This is a genomic window from Cellulomonas denverensis (genome assembly GCF_012396125.1).
GTDB lineage: Bacteria > Actinomycetota > Actinomycetes > Actinomycetales > Cellulomonadaceae > Cellulomonas > Cellulomonas denverensis.
Genome location: NZ_JAAXOX010000004.1, coordinates 288,222 through 302,882 on the forward strand (window position 1 = coordinate 288,222; position 14,661 = coordinate 302,882).

Consider the following 14,661-nt stretch of genomic DNA (forward strand, 5'->3'; position numbering starts at 1 on the left):
GCCCCGTCAGCCCGCGACCGCAGCCCGGGCCCGTTCCGCACCGGCCGTCGCCGAGGCGCCGAGGTTGCTGCCCGGCAGTGCGGCCCCGGCGGACACCGCGCCGACCCAGGCATCGGTCGTGGCCACCGCGGCCAGGTTGGAGTGCAGCACGGTCATCAGCGTGGTGTGCACGGTCCGCGCATCGGCGAAGCCCTGCTCGTTCGCCAGGTGGATCGCCCCGGTGGCGTCGGAGAGCACCTCGGCCCGCAGCCCGTGGGTCTCCGCCTCCGCGGCGGACGCCAGGATGCAGTTGTTGGTCATGTAGCCGACCAGGGTGACGGTGTCCACGCCCCACTCCCGCAGCTGCGCCACGATGCCGGTGCCGGCGAACACGGTGCCGAACTGCTTGACCACCCCGACCCAGTCGCCGGTGCGGCGGCGCTCGACCTCGGGGTGCAGCCGGAAGCCGGGCAGCGTGGGGTTGAACACCGGGGCATCCTCGCCCGAGGTGTGCTGCACGGCGATCACCGGGATCCCGGCGGCGGTGGCGGCGTCGATCGCCCGGGTGATCCGCGGCAGCGAGTCGGCGTGCGGCGGGTACTGGATCTCCAGCGGGCCACCGTCGAAGTAGTCCAGCTGGATGTCGACCAGGATCAGGGCACGGCGGGGGGATGTCATCGTCAGCTCCTTGAGGGGGGTGTGTCTCCACTGTCCGCCCGGCCGCGGGGCCCACGCCATTGGCACGTGTGCACCCTTACGATGACTTCGTGCCAACCCCTGCCGACACCGTCCGGGTCGCGATCTACGCCTTCGACGGGGTGACGATGTTCCACCTCGCCGTGCCCCAGATGGTCTTCGGCGAGGTCACCCGCCAGGGCCTCGGCCAGTGGGAGACCGTGTTGGTGGACGACCGGCCCGGCAGCGTCCACACCGCCGAGGGCCACTCCATCGGCGGCGTGCTCGGCCTGGCCGCCGCCGACGACGCCGACCTGGTGGTCGTGCCCTCCTGGTACCTCGACGGCCGCGACCCCACCCCGGAGCTCCTCCGCACCCTGACCAGCGCCCACCACCGCGGCGCCGCGATCGCCGGTCTCTGCCTGGGCGCGATCGCGGTCGCCGACACCGGGCTGCTGTCCGGGCGCAGCGCGGTCACCCACTGGCACGCCGTCGACCTGCTCGCTGCCCGGCACCCGGACGTCACCGTCGACGGCGGCGTGCTCTACGTCGACCACGGCGACATCCTGACCTCGGCCGGGACCGCCTCCGCCCTGGACGCCTGCCTGCACGTGGTGCGCAGCCGGCTCGGCGCCACCGCCGCCAACCGGGTCGCCCGCAGCCTGGTGGTCGCCCCGCACCGCGACGGTGGCCAGGCGCAGTACGTCGAGCGCCCTCTGCCGGAGCGCGCCAGCGGCGACCCGGTCTCCGAGGTGATCACCTGGGCGCTGGCCCACCTGGGCGAACCGCTCACCGTCGACCGGCTCGCCGCCCGGGCCCACCTCAGCCGGCGCACCTTCATCCGCGCGTTCCAGGCCGCCACCGGTGCCACCCCCGCCGCCTGGGTCCGCACCCAGCGCCTGGAGGAGGCCCGCCGGCTGCTGGAGTCCACCGGCCTGTCCGTCGAGCAGATCGCCGCGACGTGCGGCTTCGGCAATGCGGTCACCCTGCGGCAGAACTTCGCCGCGTGCTTCGCCACCACCCCGTCGGCCTACCGGCACCGGTTCGGCGGCACACCGGCCCACTGAGGCGCCGCGGCGTCAGGTGCTCACTCCGCGTGGACGGCGAACCGCTCGGCCAACCGGTCCATCAGCGCGTCCAGCCGGGGATCGACCTGCCGGCGCCCCGGGTCGGCGTCATGCCACTCGATGATCTGCTCCGCCCCCTGCGCGAACGGGATCGTGCCGGTGAAGTCCGGCACCAGCCCGCGCAGCTTGGTCAGGTCGAAGAACATCGAGTGCGCCTTGTCCCCGAGCAGCCCCGCACCCCAGGCCGGGTCGGCGGCCGCGATCACGTCGGAGGGCACGTGCACGATCTCCGCCTCGACCCCCGCGGCCCCCGCCAGGGTGTGCACGATCTGGTCCCAGGTCAGGATCTCGTCCGAGGTGATGTGGAACGCCTCCCCGAGGGTGCGGGCGTCGCCCAGCAGCGGGACGAACCCGCGGGCGAAGTCCTCGTGGTGGGTCAGCGTCCACAGCGACGTGCCATCGCCGTGCACCACCACCGGCCGGCCCTGCCGCATCCGCTCGATCGCGGTCCAGCCGCCGTCCAGCGGCACGCTGGTGCGGTCGTAGGTGTGCGACGGCCGGACGATCGTTACCGGGAACCCGGCGTCGTGGTGCGCGGCGAGCAGGAGGTCCTCGCAGGCGATCTTGTCCCGCGAGTACTGCCAGAACGGGTTGTCCAACGGCGTGGTCTCGGTGACCGGCCAGTGCCGGGGCGGCGTCTGATAGGCGGACGCCGAACTGATGAACACGTACTGCCCGGTCCGGCCGGTGAACAGGTCGATGTCCGTCCGCACGTGATCGGGGGTGAAGGCCACCCAGTCGACCACGGCGTCGAACTCCCGCCCGCCCAGCGCCGCACGCACCGAGTCCGGATCGCGCAGATCGGCGTGCAGTTCCTCCACCCCGCCGGGCAACGGCCGGCTGTGGGCGGACCCGCGGTTCAGGACCGTGACGTCGTACCCCTGTTCCAGCGCGACCGCCGTGACGGCGGAACTGATCACCCCGGTGCCACCCAGGAGCAGGACACGTGTCGACGTCATTGTTTCCACCTATCTGGAGTCATTCTGTCTGAGGTTTTCAGCAGCGACCCTTGAATGCTAGTGGCTGGCGACCCCGCGCCCGCGGCTAGCCTGGCCGGATGCAGCTCGCCTGGTCGTGGCCCGGGGCGGCACTGGTCGCCGCGCTCCTGGTCCCCACCCTGATCTGGGCCCGGAGCGGCCCGGTGCCGCCGGACCTGGCACCCCGGTGGCTGGCCGGGATCGAGGGCGTCTCCCGGGTGCTGTTCCTGCTGGCCGCGATCCTCACCGGCGGGTCGGCCACCTGGTCCGGCTGGACGACCGGCGTGCTGCTCGCGATGGCCGGGTACTGGGCGTGCTGGCTGCGGTTCGCCCGCGGGCCGCGCACCGTGGCCGAGCTGTACCGCCCGGCACTGGGCATCCCGGTGCCGATGGCGGTGCTGCCACCGGTGGCCGGCCTGCTGCTGGCCGGGCACGGCCGGTCCTGGCCGCTGCTGGCCGCGTCGGTGGTGTTCGGGGTGGCGCATGTCGCGGTGGCCCTGCTGCATGCGGCCGCGACCCGGGGCTCTAGGTAGCCGCGGGGGCGCGCCTGGCCGAACCCCCCGCGCGGCTAGCGTCGCCGGCATGATCATCGCCGAGGACCTGCTCCTGCTCACCTACGACGACGAGTCCGGTTCCCCCGACCCGTCGATCGACAACCTCGACTACCGCCTGGCCGGTGCGCTGCTGGTCGAACTCGCGCTGACCGGCCGGGTCGAGCCCGCGGACGAGCACACCGTCGACGCCCATGGCAAGACCGTCCGCCGCGGCCGGCTGATCATCCGGGACCCCTCCCCGACCGGGCACCCTGCTCTGGACACCGCACTGCTGGCGATCAAGGCGCGGCCGCGCAAGCCCGACGACCTGATCCCGTCGCTGTCCCGCGGCGTGCGCGGCCGGCTGCTCACGGGACTCGCCGAGCGCGGCGTCCTCGAGCAGCGGGAGAACCGCGTCCTGGGCATCTTCCCGGCGTCGCGCTGGCCCGCCGCCGACTCGGCACACGAGACCGAGCTGCGCGCCCGCCTGAGGGCCGTGCTGCTCGACGGTGCCACGCCCACCCCGCACGAGGCGGCGCTGCTCGCCCTGGCGAAGGGCACCCGGCTGGTGCGCGGACTGGTGCCCAAGGACCGCCGCGCCGAGGCCGAGGCCCGGGTGAAGCAGCTCACCGACCAGGACTGGGCCTCGGCCGCCACGACGCGGGCGATCCAGGACGCGATGGCGGTGGTGTTCGTGGCGATCATGATGCCGGCGATCGTCTCGTCCTGAATCGCCCGCGACCGCGCCGCCGCGGGCTACCGCCCCGCCGCCTCCAGCACCTCGGCCAGCTCCGCCGGGCGGCTGACCATCGGCCAGTGCCAGGTCGGCAGCTCGGTGTACGTCCAGTCGCCCTGGACCATGGGCGCGAACAGCGGCACGAGCGGCGCCATCTGCTGCACCTGCTCCACGGTGAAGCTGCACAGCACGCCCGTCCGGGGCAGCGGCTCCCAGGCACCGGTCAGCGCCACCGGCTGGGTGGCCGTCGCCCAGGGCTGCGGCCGCGACTGCTCGGTCAGCGCCGCGATCGCCTGGTCGTCGACCCCCTCGACCCCGGCCGCGAGCGCCGCCCAGTCCGGAGCCGGCAGCTGCCAGCCCTCGCCGGTGGCCTGCACCAGCTGCTCATTGGCCGCCCGGGCGTCCGGTCCGTCGAAGTCGGCCTGCGCCACCCCGTCCGGCAGCGGGCCGGTGTCGACGTAGACCAGGCGCTTCACCCGTTCCGGCAGCCGGTCCGCCGCGCCGGTGGTCACCAGCGCGCCGTAGCTGTGGCCGACCAGGACGACGTCGTGCAGGTCGTTCTCCTCGATCACCCGCACCACGTCGTCGATGTGCTGGGTCAGGTCGGTCGAGGGTGTGGCCAGGTGGGCGCGGTCGCCCATCCCGGTCAGATCGACGGCGTGCACGGCGTGGCCGCGGGCACGCAACAGGTCGGCGACCGGCTGCCACACCTGGGCGCCGAGCCAGAAACCGGGGACGAGGACGTACGTGGTGGTGTTCATGTCCTCGACGCTAGACTCGAATCCGGACAGGATCCGCCCGGTAAGAAAACTCGTTTCAGGACACGCCGATGACACGCCCGACCGCTCGCGTGCTGGCCCTGCTGGAGCTGCTGCAGACCGGCCGGCAGTACCCCGTCGGGGACCTGGCGACCCGGCTCGGCGTCGACGAGCGCACCGTCCGCCGGTACGCCGAGCACCTGGCCGACCTGGGCATCCCGGTCCGGGCCCAGCGCGGCCGGTACGGCGGCTACCGCCTGGCCCCCGGCTACAAGCTCCCGCCGCTGATGTTCACCGACGACGAGGCGGTCGCCGTCGTCCTCGGCCTGCGCACCGCCGAACGTGCCGGGCTGGCCACCACCGACCACGCCGCCACCGCCAGCGCCCTGGCCAAGGTCTCCCGCGCCCTCCCCCGCACCCTCGGCCGCCGGCTGGACAGCCTGCTGTCGGCCGCGCAGTTCACCGCACCCGTCCGCCCGGCCGCACCCGCCGGCGCCGGCACCCTGCTCGGCCTCGCCACCGCCGCCCAGGATCGGCGCACCGTGGTGATCGCCTACACCGGCTGGGACGGGCAGCACTCCCGCCGCACCCTCGACGTCTACGGCCTGGTCTTCCACTCCGGCCGCTGGTACGCCACCGGCCACGACCACGACCGCGCCGACCTGCGCACCTTCCGCCTGGACCGGATCACCGCCGTCGAACCGACCGACGGCAGCTACGACGTCCCCGACGACTTCGACGCCCGCACCCAGGTCACCACCGGCATCGCCGCCGTCCGCTGGGCACACCAGGTGTCGGTCGTCCTGCACACCACCCCCACCGAGGCGCGGGCCCAGATCCCGACCAGCATGGGCCGGCTGACCGAACACCCCGGTGGCGTGCTGTGGGAGACCCGGGCCGAGCGGCTGGACGGGATGGCCCGGGTGATCGCCGGGCTGGGCTGGGGGTTCGAGGTGCTGGCGCCGGCGGAGCTGCGGGGGAAGCTGGTGGCGCTGGCGGAGCGGGTGCGGGGGTGTGCGCTCGGAGACGCCGGATAGCGGGCCGGCGCCGGGACGGGCGCCTCAGCGGCGCTCGGACCGCACTCGCCGGACCCCGCACACGAGGGCGGTCCCGAGGCCGGCCAGAAGCATGGCCGCTGCCGCCGGCCAGGAGAACGACCCTCCGGTGCGGGCCAGCAAGGCGGGCTCCGCCTGCACGATGGCCCCGGTGTCCTCGCTGCTCGCGGGGAGCACCGTGATGACCCGGGTCAGCGCGGCGGACCCGGCCGCGTTCGTCGCGGTCACCGTGACCGAGAAGTCGCCGGCGCCGGTCGGCCTGCCGGTGATCCGGCCTGCGGCGTCGAGCGTGAGGCCGGGTGGCAACGCCCCACCGGTGACGCGCACGCCCGGGACCGGCGAACCACCCACCGTGAGGCGGGCGTCGTAGTCCACCCCGACCTGCCCGTGCGGGGGGGTGCCGGTGATCGCGCCGCCCGGGACCACCCACGGAGTGCCCGGCGCGGGGGCCCCGAAACCCGGCCGGACAACGTCGAAGGCCCAGCACCATCGGTGCTGGGCCTTCCTCCGTCCTGTGCGCCTGGAGGGACTCGAACCCCCAACCTTCTTCGCCGGAGTCGCGAGCGCTGAGTGCACCGTCGCCCGTTAGGTGGAGGCTCTCATTCCATCGAGGATGAGGGCCGCGGTTGCACCGAGAAGTTTCCCGACGATGTGCGTGAGCGTGCGGTCCTGTTCGTGCGGGACGCGAAGAAGGACCTGGTGACACTTTCGACGGCGGGTCGGCGGGTCGGTGAACAGCTTGGGACGAATCCCCAGCTGCTGAGAGCCGAGCCTCCGCTGGACCGGGGGCCGTTCACTCCTCACGAGCGGCCCTGCACCCCCCGCTAGCCTGCTGTGGGTGAGGCGCGCCTTCAAGCAACCGCGGGACGGAACAAGGGGTTGTAAGCGGTGACCCGGAGCGGGAAACCGAACGGGTCGATTCCCTCGGAGCGCAGGCGCGACGCGGCACGGGTCGCTGCGGACGCACTCGAGCGGCGTGAGCGTTTGCCCCTCGGCGCGATTCCGATCGATGACGATGCCTGGGCTCATTTCGTCGAGCGCCTGGTCTGGCTGACTCCTGCGATCGCCGGGATCGACCGGGACGTGCGACGTGCGGCCGAGCGTGGCGACTTTGGTTCGCTCCGTCGCGCAGGCGAATCGGTCGCCGCGCTGCTTGAGCGCGTTGACGAGACCCTTCGTCCTGCGGCGATGTTCGTGCACACCCGACGTCCGGAGCTTGAGAGACTGCACGTCCTCATCGGATCGCGGTGCGAGCACTGGACGCGGCAACTGATCGGTGAGGCCGACGCACGAGCAGGACGACTGACGGACGTCGACGACGCTCTGGCCGCCCTCAGCGGACCGGAGCGGGACCCGATCGACCCGTGGCACGCCGCCCTGGGTGTGCCGCGATCCCAGATCGCCGATCCCCGCGGGATCGTGTCGCTGCCGCTCGTCCTGGCGGCGTTCCACGGTCGTCTGGACGTGCTCCGGCAGCTCGTCGCACGCCTCTACAGGCCGTTCGGGGTCACGTCCCTGGAGCACCTCCGGGCCGTTGACTACACGCGCACTCTCCTCGAAGCAGCCGACCCGATCGAAGTAGCGCAGACGGCGATTCACGTGCGTCGGCTGATCGCAACACAGTTCGCGGAGGACCCCGAGGCGACCGCGGCCGCGTTCTGCGACCTGCTCGAGGGCGTCGAACGCAGCCACTCCAGTATCGAGATGATCCTGGAGAACCAGAAGCGCATCGCTGAGACCAACCGGGCGCACACCCGGGCCTCGCTGCGTCTGGACAACTACCGTCGCATGGTGGAGAGCCAGGTCCGGCCCTGGGCGTGGGTCATCGTGCGACTCCACACGAGAGCGTCAGGCTCCGCACCGATGCTGTCGCAGCTCCTCGATCGCCTGCGCGCAACGCACGACTCACTGGCGGCACGCTTCGCCGAGTGCATCGAAGTCGAGGCGCGCAACGCTGCGGCACACGAGGACAACCGCTGGGACGCGCGCCGCCAGGCGCTGGTCGGCCCCAACGCAGACATCGACGTCGCGATGCTGACCGCGCTGACACGTCGCGCACAGGGGCTCATGTCGGGAGCCGAGCTCGGGTGGGCTCTCGCTTGCGGGGACCTTCCCGAGCTGACCGAGCTGAGTCACCGTCAGGTCTCCATCCCACGACCGATGATCCTGCAGATGAACGCCGCTCTGTCCAGGTTCGCCACCAATGACCTGCAGGTGGACGAATGGTCGTACGACGTCGACACGCTGACCGTGACGATCCGGGACCTGCCGTTCAGAAAGTTCAACCCGGGCGCACAGGCAGTTCTCGAAGCCAGCATGGAGTTGCGCGATGTCGAACGATTCGAGGTCCGAGTCAGGGGTCACGAACAGGCCGCACTGGTGGCGACGCGGGCCACGCTCGCGCGAGCGACCTCGTTGTGGTTGACAGCCTTGGCGGACTTCACGATCATGCCCTCGGCCGTGTTCCTGCCGTTGCTGGTGGAGTCCCGGCTCGAAGTGGAGGCCCCGGACGTCGCGGCACGAGCTGCAGCGTGGCTCGCTCTGAACGAGGCAGTGCAGTGCCTCGACGACGTGCCATGGGTTCTGCTCAGCGCAGGGACGGCACCCCGAGAAGCGCTGCGCCTGCCCGCGTGCGAGCTTGCGCTCACAGCGGCCGCGCTCAGCCAGGCAATGACCGTGACGACGGGCGCGGACGAGACCGTGGTCGCGCGTGCCCAACGGGCCATCCACGGTGCCGCTGTCTACGCGAGCCAGGCCCTGGCAGGTCCACCAGATCAGACGGCCGAGTCCGTTCACCTTCTCGCACGGCTCGACGGACGAATTCGGAACCTCTGGGCAGCGTTGCCGGCGTGCGCCCCACTGCCCACGGTGGACCGCGAACCTCTCGCCTGACCGCTCACCGCTGGCGGACCGGACCCAAGGACCACCCCGGCTGCGGGTGGACGATGCCAGGGCCGCGCCGCGCGCTCCGAACGAAGCCGTCCTGGTCGGCCTGAGCCAGGACCGCAACGTTGCAGACCGGTGATAGCGGCCGCGACCGAGCCGGATGATGCTGGCCCGCCCGTCCGGTGGCAGGAACAGCAGGGTGTGCTGCTGGGTGATCGTGATGATCTGCCAGACCCCGGTCTCGTTCTGGGTGATCAGTTCCACGTCCATGCCTACCTCCGCGGGCTCGTGTGGGCTGCACGGTGCTCGACCCGGCCGGTGTGTCCCGGGGAGAGTGCGGGGGCGGACTCAGGTGGCGGGCCCGGCGCGGTGCACGTCGTCGGCCCGGCGGATGTGGGTGGCGATCCGCTGGAGCCACCACCGGTACGGCTCGGGTGTGCCGGGCTTGGGGTCCAGCGTGTACGGGTGTCGCCGGCCCACCGTGATGATGTTCGGGTGCTCGAGGTCGACGGTGAGGATGTCGTCGTCGTTCACCACGTAGGAGTGCACGTCGAACAGCGCGACCCAGGCGTCGTCGCCGGCCGCCCGGCCGGATCGAGAGGTCGGTGCGACGGAAGTGGGGGCGGCCGTCCACGAGGACGTGCGGCGGCAGCAGCTCGGGGTGGTGCTGGGCGCGGTAGATCAGCAGCGTCTTGGGGCGGTCCAGGGCGCGGGCCGCGACCATGACGTCCACGTACCCGGCAGGCACGGGCAGCACGGCGGCGCTCTGCGCGGCCGGGCGCCGAGCGCGCGGCGCGACGGGGCGGTACCGGGTGGGGTGGATGCCAGCCAGCAGCGGGGCTGGCGGGCATCGGATCCAAGAGCCGGCCTCGGTGGGTGCGGATGGTGATGTTCGGTGGCGGCAGTCGCGGCAGGCACCGGACCGGTCCGAGGTCCGGCGCTCGCGGCAATCGCCGCACACCACGCTCACGCGCACCCGGTCTGGAGGCGTGCGGGCGCCCGGCGGGGTGTGTCCCGGTGTGCGCGGACGTGTGTCCGGGCGACGGGACGCAGGAGGGCGCAACGGCGTCGAGAGCCGCGACCGACAAGCCCTCGGTCTCGCGGGCTTCCAGGGCGGTCGACCGCGTCGATCTGCGGGAACGCACCCGCTGGCGGAATGACGAAGGCCCAGCACCATGGCGGTGCTGGGCCTCGCTCTCACTCTCGCACTGTGCGCCTGGAGGGACTCGAACCCCCAACCTTCTGATCCGTAGTCAGATGCTCTATCCATTGAGCTACAGGCGCGCCACCCCGAAGGGCCGCAGATGAGACTACAGGTTCGGGCCCTCCAACCCAAACCGGTTGTCACGTCATGCGGGTCACATCAGCCGAGGCCGACGCGGCACCACACCCGGCGGCCACCGGTGGGTGGCCACTCGATTCCCCACTCGCCGCCCAGCCGTGCGACGAGTTCGGTGCGGTGACTGACCTGCTGCATCCGGCTGGGATCGCGGACCCCGACCAGCGCGCCCTCCGCACGCAGGTCGAGCTCCACCAGCAGACGGTCATCGGAGTGGGTACAGGTGACGGCCTCGCGGATCAGCTCGGTCGCCACCAGGCGGATTCGGGACCGCTGCGATGCCGGGACGCCCTCCAACGCCAGGCACCGGTCGACCCACTGCCGGCCGGACGCCGCGGCGCGAGGGCCGGCGGCGATCTCGATGGCACGCCGGGGATGGCGGCCGGCCGCACGCTCGGGTGCGGTCAGCGGCGGGACGACAACAACAGCGGACATGGTGTGAGTCCGGTCAGGCGGCGGCCTGGTGGTCGCGCCACAGCTTGCGCGCGACGACGACCACGAGTCCGGTCGCCGCGATCGCGGCCACGAGCTTGCCCATGTGTGTGCTCCGATCCCTCCGGTGACGCCCCGATGGCGTCGATGAGACGAGTCTTCCCGGCGGGGCGGGGTCGGCGGATCAGCCTGGGGGATCGTTCTGGGGTCGTCCTTCAGTCGTACCCGCGGGCGACGGGGCTGCATCGGACGACGGATACGGGGACTCAGCCGAGGTACGGGCTCCCGGCGGTCTCGCGGGCCGCGGCGTCGAACACCCCGTGCGCGGGCGACCCCTCGGGGACCGGGATGTCGATCACCGCCTGCCCGGTCCGGAGCCGGCCGACCCACACCCCGGCCCAGCGGTCGTGCCGGTGCACGGTGACCGCGTCGATCGCCTCGAACGGCACCATCAGCCGTCCGGAGGAGTGCACCGGTTGCCGCCCGGTCAGCAGCCACCGGTGCCGGCCGAGCACCTCCAGCACCTCGCCGTCCTCGGCCAGCACCGTGGCCTGCAGGGTGATCGGCGACAGCCCGCCCCGCACCCGGCGCCGGCCGTGCCCGACCCACGGCCGCAGCTGCGGGCGGTGCCGGGCCAGGTCGCGCAGGTCGCCGAGCAGCCCTTGGTCCTCCCGGCCGATCACGATCGCCGCGGGCCCCTGCGCCAGGAACCGCCCGGCCCGGATCAGCGCAGCGCCGGCCCGGCTCGGCCCCGCACCGGACACCCCGGCCAGCAGCACGTCGATCAGCCGCTGCAGCTGGTCCCGGCCCGACCCGTTGTACGGCAGCGTCAGACTCGACCCGTCCCGGGCGGTCACCGTCAGCTCCCCGGCCAGCAGGTTCACCGTGTCGTGCACGGCGGCGACCCGGTCGACCGGGATCTCCTGGATCGTGAACCCCGGCGCCACGGTCGCCCCGTCCGGGCCGGCACAGCGGGACAGCACCCGCAGCCGCCGCCCGGCGAGGACCAGCAGGTGGTCGTACAGGTCCATCCCGGGGGTGACGTCGCGGCGGGGGATGTCGCGCGGCACCTTGAGCACCAGCTCGGCCGCGGCCGGGTTCGGCACGGCGGCGCGGAACAGTGCGGGCACGTCCCCGGCGGACGTGACCTGGTCGATCCAGGGGCCGAAGCTGTCGAGTTCGGACGTCGTCGTCACCGGGTCAGCGTAGATCCGAGGCCCACGTACCGCGTACCGTCGACGGATGCCTGACGACGTTCTCGCCGCCACGCCCAGTCCCGCCTCGACCGCCTGGTCCGCGACGCGGGGCGCCCTCGTCGGAGCCGCGGAAGCGCTGCCCGGCATCAGCGGCGGCACCGTCGCCCTGATCACCGGCGTCTACGAGACCGCGGTCACCGGCGCGGGCCACACGATCACCGCACTGCGCCTGGCCGCCACGGACCGCGAACGCGCCCGCGCGGAACTCCGGAAGGTGCGCTGGTCGGTCATCGTGCCGCTGCTCGTCGGCATGGTGCCGGGGTTGCTGATCACCGTGCGGTTCCTGGCGCCGCTGCTGGATGAGCACCCGGTCCCGTTGTACGGACTGTTCCTCGGAATGACGACCGCGGCGCTGGTGGTTCCGGTGCGGATGGCCGGCGGGCGGTGGTCGGCCGGCGAGGTGGCGCGTGCGCTGGCCGTCGCGGCGGCGGTGTTCGTGCTCGTCGGGCTGCCGCCGCAGCACCTGAGCCCGACCTACCCGGTGGTGCTGGTCGCCGCGGCAGTGGCAGCGTGCGCCCTCGCGCTGCCCGGGACATCGGGGTCGTTCCTGCTGCTGACGTTCGGGCTGTACCAGCCGACGCTCGCCGCGGTGAACGACCGCGACTGGGGCTACATCGCGGTGTTCGTGGCGGGAATCGTGCTGGGGCTGGGGTCCTTCGTCAAGGCCCTGCAGTGGCTGCTGGAACACCGGCGCAGGCCGACGCTCGTGCTGCTCTCCGGCGTGATGGCCGGAGCCCTCCGCGCACTCTGGCCGTGGCAGACCGACGACCGCACCCTGCTGGTGCCCGGCGAGCAGCTGGCGCCCACGGCGGCGGCGTTCATCCTGGGCGGCGCGGTCGTGCTGCTGCTGGTCGCCGCCGAGCGACGGTCTCTCGCACGCCGGCGCGACCGCTGACGGTCCTCCCGGAGTCTGCCGATCAGGGCGCCGGCTCCGCGCCGCTCGCATCCTGGTCGACGGCGTCGGCGACCGCAGGGAGAGCGTCGGTTCCGGTTCGTCGCCGAGCCACGGGAGCGCCGCCTCATCCAACTGCCCATCCCCAGCACGACGATCGCGACGAGCAAGAGCGGCCACCCGGCGGAACAGCGCGCGCACGTCCTCGGCCCGGACTGCAGATCAGTCGAGGTTCGGAGCAGGATCGATCCTCTCGGCGTACTCACGACCTCGTTCCGTGAGGCGCAACCAGAAACAATCGAGTGTCGGCTCCCACCCGCGCTCGACCAGCTCATGTTCAGCGCGCTGGAGCCAGATCTCAGGTCCGCCCGGCCAGTCCTCGAAGCCGGCACCTCCGACTGCACCCGGACGCATGAGGTCATGGTCGAACATCCAGCGGAGCACCCGCATCACGTCGTTCTCACCCGCCGCGGTCACGTGTCCGCGCGTCACCCGCACAATCGAGGTGGTTCGGTCAGGCAATCAGTGACTACTCGGACCTGCACACAGGTCCTGTTCTCAGCCTTCGACACACCCGGCACGTCGGCCTCCGACACCGGCGACCGCCCTACCCGTCTTCGGGCCAGTAATTGACGAAGCGAACCAAGGCTGGATAGGGCCCCTCGTTGAGGGCGGCCGATATCAGGGCGGCTTCCGCCCTCCACATTACTTCCCACTGCTCCCGGTACCCGTTGGGGTGCACATAGTGGCCAACAGCCGGCCGCTGGAAGTTGACGTTTCGCCTGGGACCAGCCCCCAACTCCCATCTCAGCGAAGGGAATCGGTGGATCTTGGCTTCGCCGAGGAATAGGCCGAAGTCCCAGGCCAATGACAGTGACATCGGGTCCAGGATGAGCGGCTCGGTGTTGAGCCACGGGTCGCCCGTCGTCGCCGCGACAAGATCGATCGACGAGTCCAACGTGACGATTCCAGCCAGCCACTGATAGACCGCATCGACGTCTGCGTCCTCGTACCCGGTCGACACACCAAAGGAGCGTGCGTATCTGGCGAAGATCGCTAGTCGCTCATCCTTGACGGCCACGTCATGCGCGAACGCCTTCCTCGCGCGCGCCGGGGTCAGGGCATTGCGCACAAGTCCGAACTCTGGCTCATACGGCTCATACTCAGCAAACACGGAACCTCGGCCTGTCACAGTGCCTCCACTCTGGAACTAGATCATGCTGCACGAAAGATGGCCTCCGGTTTGCGCGCTCCGGTAAAACACCCACGTGGCCGAGTCCAGCTGACCTCTGTTCAGGAGTTCGGCGTCCTTCATGACTTGCTGGCGGATACTGGACGTCAGTAGCCAGCTCCGGCGGACGCTCCGCCGATGAGCTCTCGCTGGCCCGTGGCGCGGGCTGCTCCTCGTCAGGTCAGGCGACTGGTCGCTACCCGAACTCCGTTGGCTGCTGAGGCGTGGGCCCGACTCGACGGCGCGCTCCCGCTCGTTCGAACGCCGTTGCGGATCGTGCCCTGCAGACCTTCGACTCATGGCGACCGTTCACCCGATGCGCTGGTACTGGCGGGGGATCCGAGACGAGGCCGAACCACCAGGGGGCGACGGTGGTCGCTGAGTTTCCCTGACCTGATGCCTCGAGGACATAGCCATCCGAGAAGTCCACGCGTAGATCACCACTCGCAGCGATGTGTGCACGCTCGATCGCACAGTTGAGGACCTTCCCAAGCGCCGCCAGCAGTCCGGCGTCTTCTTGGCTGAAGCCCCCACCACCTTCGCCCTCAACACGCATGTCCGTGTCAAAGTAAAGTCGAACTTCCCTCTCACCTCGCTGATCGATGAGCGCTAAGAACGGCCACGCCTGCCGGCAGCCGACCTCGATCACGGCGAGGCCTGCAAGCAGAGAGACGTCCAGTTCTTCCGGCAGCACGCACACACCTTTCTCAGACAGTCAACTGGAAATGGGTCACACTGCGGACATAACTCCTGCCTCAGCCTTCGACACACCCGGTACATCGGCC

Annotated in this window: 16 protein-coding genes and 1 tRNA gene; 6 read left to right on the plus strand and 11 right to left on the minus strand. The window is 71.6% G+C overall.

What is annotated here, in order from left to right; genetic code table 11:
* Positions 1-6: 6 nt before the first annotated feature.
* Positions 7-657 carry an isochorismatase family protein gene (locus tag HGA03_RS10585; protein ID WP_168630223.1) on the minus strand — a complete coding sequence of 217 codons (651 nt, stop codon included), beginning with the start codon at positions 655-657 and terminating at the stop codon, positions 7-9.
* Between the two features lie 89 nt (positions 658-746).
* On the opposite strand from HGA03_RS10585, the gene HGA03_RS10590 reads away from it, so the two are divergent.
* Complete coding sequence (locus HGA03_RS10590) at positions 747-1,721, plus strand: GlxA family transcriptional regulator (RefSeq protein ID WP_239073416.1); 975 nt, start codon at positions 747-749, stop codon at positions 1,719-1,721.
* 20 nt (positions 1,722-1,741) lie between these two features.
* Here the strand turns inward: HGA03_RS10590 and HGA03_RS10595 are convergent, their stop codons facing one another.
* Complete coding sequence (locus HGA03_RS10595; protein ID WP_168630225.1) at positions 1,742-2,740, minus strand: SDR family oxidoreductase; 999 nt, start codon at positions 2,738-2,740, stop codon at positions 1,742-1,744.
* A 98-nt stretch (positions 2,741-2,838) separates the two neighbouring features.
* Here HGA03_RS10595 and HGA03_RS10600 point away from each other — a divergent pair, with 98 nt between their 5' ends.
* A complete protein-coding gene (locus HGA03_RS10600) occupies positions 2,839-3,291 on the plus strand; it encodes a hypothetical protein (protein WP_168630226.1) in 453 nt (150 codons plus the stop codon).
* 49 nt (positions 3,292-3,340) lie between these two features.
* Positions 3,341-4,021 (plus strand): GOLPH3/VPS74 family protein, encoded by a 681-nt coding sequence (locus tag HGA03_RS10605; protein WP_168630227.1) that lies wholly within the window; start codon positions 3,341-3,343, stop codon positions 4,019-4,021.
* 26 nt (positions 4,022-4,047) lie between these two features.
* On the opposite strand, the gene HGA03_RS10610 is transcribed toward HGA03_RS10605, so the two are convergent.
* Positions 4,048-4,788, minus strand: a complete 741-nt coding sequence (locus HGA03_RS10610; protein ID WP_168630228.1) for an alpha/beta fold hydrolase — start codon at positions 4,786-4,788, stop codon at positions 4,048-4,050.
* A gap of 68 nt (positions 4,789-4,856) precedes the next feature.
* On the opposite strand from HGA03_RS10610, the gene HGA03_RS19360 reads away from it, so the two are divergent.
* Complete coding sequence (locus HGA03_RS19360; RefSeq protein WP_168630229.1) at positions 4,857-5,822, plus strand: helix-turn-helix transcriptional regulator; 966 nt, start codon at positions 4,857-4,859, stop codon at positions 5,820-5,822.
* Between the two features lie 24 nt (positions 5,823-5,846).
* Here the strand turns inward: HGA03_RS19360 and HGA03_RS18460 are convergent, their stop codons facing one another.
* On the minus strand, positions 5,847-6,266 hold the full coding sequence (locus tag HGA03_RS18460; protein ID WP_239073415.1) for an Ig domain-containing protein: 420 nt from the start codon (positions 6,264-6,266) through the stop codon (positions 5,847-5,849).
* Positions 6,267-6,728: 462 nt separating this feature from the next.
* On the opposite strand from HGA03_RS18460, the gene HGA03_RS10625 reads away from it, so the two are divergent.
* Positions 6,729-8,732: a hypothetical protein gene (locus HGA03_RS10625; RefSeq protein WP_168630231.1), complete on the plus strand. Its 2,004-nt coding sequence runs from the start codon at positions 6,729-6,731 to the stop codon at positions 8,730-8,732.
* 342 nt (positions 8,733-9,074) lie between these two features.
* Here the strand turns inward: HGA03_RS10625 and HGA03_RS10630 are convergent, their stop codons facing one another.
* The 4 genes from HGA03_RS10630 to HGA03_RS10645 form a co-directional block, all read right to left on the minus strand.
* Positions 9,075-9,275 (minus strand): hypothetical protein, encoded by a 201-nt coding sequence (locus HGA03_RS10630; RefSeq protein ID WP_168630232.1) that lies wholly within the window; start codon positions 9,273-9,275, stop codon positions 9,075-9,077.
* 662 nt (positions 9,276-9,937) lie between these two features.
* A tRNA-Arg gene (locus tag HGA03_RS10635) sits at positions 9,938-10,010 on the minus strand.
* A gap of 79 nt (positions 10,011-10,089) precedes the next feature.
* Positions 10,090-10,320: a hypothetical protein gene (locus HGA03_RS10640; RefSeq protein WP_168630233.1), complete on the minus strand. Its 231-nt coding sequence runs from the start codon at positions 10,318-10,320 to the stop codon at positions 10,090-10,092.
* A gap of 443 nt (positions 10,321-10,763) precedes the next feature.
* Positions 10,764-11,693 carry a hypothetical protein gene (locus HGA03_RS10645; RefSeq protein WP_168630234.1) on the minus strand — a complete coding sequence of 310 codons (930 nt, stop codon included), beginning with the start codon at positions 11,691-11,693 and terminating at the stop codon, positions 10,764-10,766.
* A gap of 46 nt (positions 11,694-11,739) precedes the next feature.
* Between HGA03_RS10645 and HGA03_RS10650 the strand changes: the two genes are divergently transcribed.
* Positions 11,740-12,648, plus strand: a complete 909-nt coding sequence (locus tag HGA03_RS10650) for a DUF368 domain-containing protein (protein ID WP_168630235.1) — start codon at positions 11,740-11,742, stop codon at positions 12,646-12,648.
* A 219-nt stretch (positions 12,649-12,867) separates the two neighbouring features.
* Here HGA03_RS10650 and HGA03_RS10655 read toward each other — a convergent pair whose 3' ends face one another.
* From HGA03_RS10655 to HGA03_RS10665, 3 genes are all read right to left on the minus strand, one after another.
* Positions 12,868-13,137 (minus strand): hypothetical protein, encoded by a 270-nt coding sequence (locus tag HGA03_RS10655; RefSeq protein ID WP_168630236.1) that lies wholly within the window; start codon positions 13,135-13,137, stop codon positions 12,868-12,870.
* Positions 13,138-13,252: 115 nt separating this feature from the next.
* Positions 13,253-13,777, minus strand: a complete 525-nt coding sequence (locus HGA03_RS10660; protein ID WP_168630237.1) for a hypothetical protein — start codon at positions 13,775-13,777, stop codon at positions 13,253-13,255.
* A 295-nt stretch (positions 13,778-14,072) separates the two neighbouring features.
* Complete coding sequence (locus HGA03_RS10665) at positions 14,073-14,570, minus strand: hypothetical protein (protein WP_168630238.1); 498 nt, start codon at positions 14,568-14,570, stop codon at positions 14,073-14,075.
* Positions 14,571-14,661: the final 91 nt, after the last annotated feature.

Excerpts from the sequence above, each read along its gene's own strand:
- HGA03_RS10585 (WP_168630223.1), bottom strand. The coding sequence starts at position 657 with ATGACATCCCCCCGCCGTGCCCTGATCCTGGTCGACATCCAGCTGGAC.
- HGA03_RS10595 (WP_168630225.1), bottom strand. The coding sequence starts at position 2,740 with ATGACGTCGACACGTGTCCTGCTCCTGGGTGGCACCGGGGTGATCAGT.
- HGA03_RS10600 (WP_168630226.1), top strand. The coding sequence starts at position 2,839 with ATGCAGCTCGCCTGGTCGTGGCCCGGGGCGGCACTGGTCGCCGCGCTC.
- HGA03_RS10605 (WP_168630227.1), top strand. The coding sequence starts at position 3,341 with ATGATCATCGCCGAGGACCTGCTCCTGCTCACCTACGACGACGAGTCC.
- HGA03_RS10610 (WP_168630228.1), bottom strand. The coding sequence starts at position 4,788 with ATGAACACCACCACGTACGTCCTCGTCCCCGGTTTCTGGCTCGGCGCC.
- HGA03_RS19360 (WP_168630229.1), top strand. The coding sequence starts at position 4,857 with ATGACACGCCCGACCGCTCGCGTGCTGGCCCTGCTGGAGCTGCTGCAG.
- HGA03_RS10650 (WP_168630235.1), top strand. The coding sequence starts at position 11,740 with ATGCCTGACGACGTTCTCGCCGCCACGCCCAGTCCCGCCTCGACCGCC.